The sequence below is a fragment of the Nocardioides sp. NPDC054178 genome (genome assembly GCF_055585005.1).
In genome coordinates this window covers 439,333-442,632 of sequence record NZ_JBVJKY010000005.1, presented here as the reverse complement: position 1 = coordinate 442,632, position 3,300 = coordinate 439,333, and the positions used below count along the sequence as shown (strand labels likewise).

Genomic DNA, 3,300 nt, shown 5'->3' with positions numbered 1-3,300 from the left:
GCGCGGTGGGGACCCCCGGTTGGCGGGTGGCGTCCCCCCCTGGGGCGTGGTGGCAATGGGGGGCCCCCCGCGCCCGACGTACGTGACGCCTCGGCAGGTCAGTAGTCGGTGCGGTCCTGCTTGGCCAGCCAGGCGTCGAAAGGGTCGTACGCCTGCGGGATCCGGAGCTCGTCGACGCGGGTCGGCCAGTCGTGGTGCTCGTTGGCGCGGCCGGTGCCGAACAGGTCGTAGAAGGCGCGGTCGTCGAACCCGCCCTTGGCCGCGTCGTCGCGGTCGGCCGCATAGACGACGCGGTCCAGGCGCGCCCACAGTGCGGTGGCCAGGCACATCGGGCAGGGCTCGCACGAGGTGTAGAGGGTGCAGCCGGCCAGCGAGAAGCTGTCGGCCTCCCGGCACGCGGAGCGGATCGCGACGATCTCGGCGTGGGCGCTGGGATCCAGGTCGCGGGTGACCCGGTTCTGGCCGGTGCCGAGCAGGATGCCGTCGCGCAGGATGATGGCGCCGAACGGGCCGCCGCCGTTGTTGACGTTGCGGACGGCCAGCGCAACCGCCTGCTCCAACCACATGGTGTCCGTCATGCCGATTCCCCCTAGCACTGGCCCGAGAATCGATGTTTCTGCTGTCATTCTGCTCCCCGACATCACTCGACCTCGTGGAGTCGATCGTAGGTCGCGCTGATGGCCGAGACGCGGTCGCGTCCGGGCCGTCCGCGCTCGTGGAGCACGCCGTCGGCGAGCACGCTCGCCAGCGACATCGGTGCCGCCAGCGAGTCGAAGGCGAGGCCGCCCTGGACCGGGCACTCCAGCGCGATGTCGGCGCGTCCGAGGTGGACCGTCCCGGTCGGGTCGGCGATCACGATCACCGTGCTCCCGGAGGCCGCGGCGGCGTCGACGAACTCGCCGAAACCCGGCGGCCGGCGCCGCAGCCCGACCGCGATCACCACCGACCCCTCGCCGAGCTCGGCCAGCTCCTCGCCGATGACCTGGCCGGGTGCCGGGGCGAGGGTGACCCGCTCGCGGGTCTGGGTGAGCTGCTGGCGCAGGTGGAGGGCGACCGGGTAGGAGTTGCGCCAGCCGGCGACCATCACGTCGCTCGCCCCGGCGATGGCCTCGACGGCCGCGGTGACGGCTGCCTGGTCCAGGGCGCGCGCGATCGCGGCCGCTTCGCCCTCGGCGTGCGCGCTCAGGTCCGGTGCGCCTTCGACCCGTCGCGGCTCGCCGGCCGTACGCAGCGCCCGCAGGTGGTCGCGTACGTCGTCGAACCCGTCGAATCCCAGCGACCGGAAGAGCCGGCTCATCGTCGCCTTGGACACCTCCGCGAGCGAGGCCAGCTCGGCCGCGCGGTAGGTCGCCAGGTCGTCGAGATGCTCCAGCAGCGTGTCGGCGGCCTTGCGCTCCTGCGGTGAGAGCGTCTGGTAGTTCGCGGCGATCCGCCGGTCGATCCGCTGATCCGCGCGAGTCGTCTTCATGGTGCTCACGCGAAGCCAGGCACGGAGGTCCAGGCGTCGGGCTCGGTCGATCCGTCGCGCTGCAGGGTCGCCTCGATGAGCCCGTAGGGGCGGTCGGCGGCGAAGAAGACCTCGTTGGGGTTCTCGAGGTCGAAGGGGGAGAGGTCGACGAGGAAGTGGTGCTTGTTGGGGCAGGAGATCTTGAACTCCGCGACCCCCTCGAACGCCTCCATGACGGCTTTGCCCATCTCGTAGATGGTCTGCTGCAGCGCGAGCGAGTGCACCTGCGCGAAGGTGTCGAGCATGATCGTGCGGATCCGGTCGTAGGCCGCGTTCCAGTCCTCCGGATGCGTCTCCCACCGCCACCACGCGGTGACCTCGGTCGCCAGGATCCGGTCGGTCGTCTCGGCGAGGGTGGTGTAGCGGTCGCGCGGGAAGCCGTGGAACTCCGACCCGGTCGACTTGAGCACCACCAGGTCGCTGAGTCCGGAGAGGACGTACGTTCGTTCGCCGTGACGGTTGACCACGGCCGTACGCGTCTCCTGACCGCGCCGGGCGAACGAGAACTCGTTCGCCGGGATGCGGTCCCAGGCGTAGGACTCGGCCTTCATCACCGAACCGGTGACCCACGGCTGCGCGGCCCAGTGGGCGGTGAGGTCGAGCAGGAACGCTTCCGGCGAGCTGATGCCGAGCTCCTTGGCCTTCGCGTAGACCACGTTCTTCTGGGTGTCGGTGGCGTGCACGTGCACGTTGTCGCCCTCGGTGAAGGCGGTCGCGAAGTCGCCGCGGAGCTGGGTGGACACGTTCAGGTCGTGGATGGTGTGCCGCGTGCCGTCCCGGTCGACCTTGACCAGGCGTACCTCCGCCTTGCCGTGCTGGTTGGGGCCAAGAGTGATCGACATCAGCTTCCTCGATAGGTCGTGTAGGAGAACGGGCTGAGCAGGAGGGCGACGTGGTGGTGCTCGCCGGCGGTGACGGTGAACCCGATGCTCACCTCGGGGAAGAAGGTCTCGCGGTCCTGCTCGGCGAACCAGGGCCCGGTCGCGAAGGTCAGAGTGTGCGGCCCGGGCGGCACCTCACCTTCGAACCGCACCCGTCCGTCGGCGTCGGTGGTCGCGGTGCGCGCGCTGTCGTCGGGAAGGGTGAGGTAGAGCGCGAGCCCGGCGGCAGGCCGGCCCAGAGCGGCGTCGAGGACGTGCGTGGAGACGGTGGTCATAGCACCAAGCCTCGCAGCCGGAGCAGCGCGATCTCGGCGAGCTGAGCCTTGGTCACCGCGATTTCGGTAGCCGGGTCGTTCTCCAGCCGCTCCTCGAGGAGCGTCAGCATCTCCTCGGCGCTGCGTCCCGCGGCCCGCACCAGGTAGATCCGCCCGAACCGCTCCTCGTACGCCGCGTTGCCCGCCCTCAGCCGGGCCTGCACCTCGGCATCGGCCGGGTCGACCCCGGCCTGCTCACGGGCGGAGTGTGCGGCGCTCTCCCCGTCCCCGGAGTGTCGTTCCCCGATCCGGGGATGGTCGGCCAGTGCTGCCTCGACCTCCTCGTAGGTCCAGGCCGCGGCCAGCTGCCTCGCGGCGGCGAGCAGGTCCGGAATGTCGGTATACGGCCGCCCCGCGACCAGCCCCGCCGCCCATGAGCGGATGGCCACGCAGGGTGCGAGCACCGCCTCCGCCTCGTCAGCGGGGAGGGCATCGAACTCGGCGAGCGTCATCGTCACCAGGCCAGCGTATGAAACAACCGTTTCGGCATCCGAAACGCAGGTTGCCCCTGTGTAACGGTCTCGCCCGCCGAGAAGTCGAATCTTGGCGTCGAGGGGTCAGTTTCTGACGGCGACACGTCAAGTTCGGCTGTCGTCAG

The 3,300-nt window shown here is 70.5% G+C and carries 5 protein-coding genes; all 5 read right to left on the bottom strand.

The window, feature by feature from the left end:
• Nucleotides 1–98: 98 nt before the first annotated feature.
• Nucleotides 99–578, bottom strand: a complete 480-nt coding sequence (locus ACZ6WN_RS20650; RefSeq protein WP_465867186.1) for a nucleoside deaminase — start codon at nucleotides 576–578, stop codon at nucleotides 99–101.
• Between the two features lie 62 nt (nucleotides 579–640).
• Nucleotides 641–1,468 carry a MurR/RpiR family transcriptional regulator gene (locus ACZ6WN_RS20645; protein WP_465867184.1) on the bottom strand — a complete coding sequence of 276 codons (828 nt, stop codon included), beginning with the start codon at nucleotides 1,466–1,468 and terminating at the stop codon, nucleotides 641–643.
• Between the two features lie 5 nt (nucleotides 1,469–1,473).
• Nucleotides 1,474–2,349: a factor-independent urate hydroxylase gene (pucL, locus tag ACZ6WN_RS20640; protein WP_465867183.1), complete on the bottom strand. Its 876-nt coding sequence runs from the start codon at nucleotides 2,347–2,349 to the stop codon at nucleotides 1,474–1,476.
• Entirely contained in the window at nucleotides 2,349–2,663 is a 315-nt protein-coding gene (gene uraH / locus ACZ6WN_RS20635) for a hydroxyisourate hydrolase (RefSeq protein ID WP_465867182.1), read from the bottom strand. Before uraH ends, pucL begins: the two co-directional genes overlap by 1 nt.
• The gene (gene uraD / locus ACZ6WN_RS20630; protein WP_465867248.1) at nucleotides 2,660–3,154 is read right to left on the bottom strand and encodes a 2-oxo-4-hydroxy-4-carboxy-5-ureidoimidazoline decarboxylase; all 495 of its coding nucleotides are present in this window, start codon (nucleotides 3,152–3,154) and stop codon (nucleotides 2,660–2,662) included. The genes uraH and uraD overlap by 4 nt, the downstream gene beginning before the upstream one ends.
• Nucleotides 3,155–3,300: the final 146 nt, after the last annotated feature.

Bases quoted from the DNA above. Each gene is read 5' to 3' on its own strand.
- ACZ6WN_RS20650 (WP_465867186.1), bottom strand. From the start codon at position 578: ATGACGGACACCATGTGGTTGGAGCAGGCGGTTGCGCTGGCCGTCCGC.
- ACZ6WN_RS20645 (WP_465867184.1), bottom strand. From the start codon at position 1,468: ATGAAGACGACTCGCGCGGATCAGCGGATCGACCGGCGGATCGCCGCG.
- pucL (WP_465867183.1), bottom strand. From the start codon at position 2,349: ATGTCGATCACTCTTGGCCCCAACCAGCACGGCAAGGCGGAGGTACGC.
- uraH (WP_465867182.1), bottom strand. From the start codon at position 2,663: ATGACCACCGTCTCCACGCACGTCCTCGACGCCGCTCTGGGCCGGCCT.
- uraD (WP_465867248.1), bottom strand. From the start codon at position 3,154: ATGACGCTCGCCGAGTTCGATGCCCTCCCCGCTGACGAGGCGGAGGCG.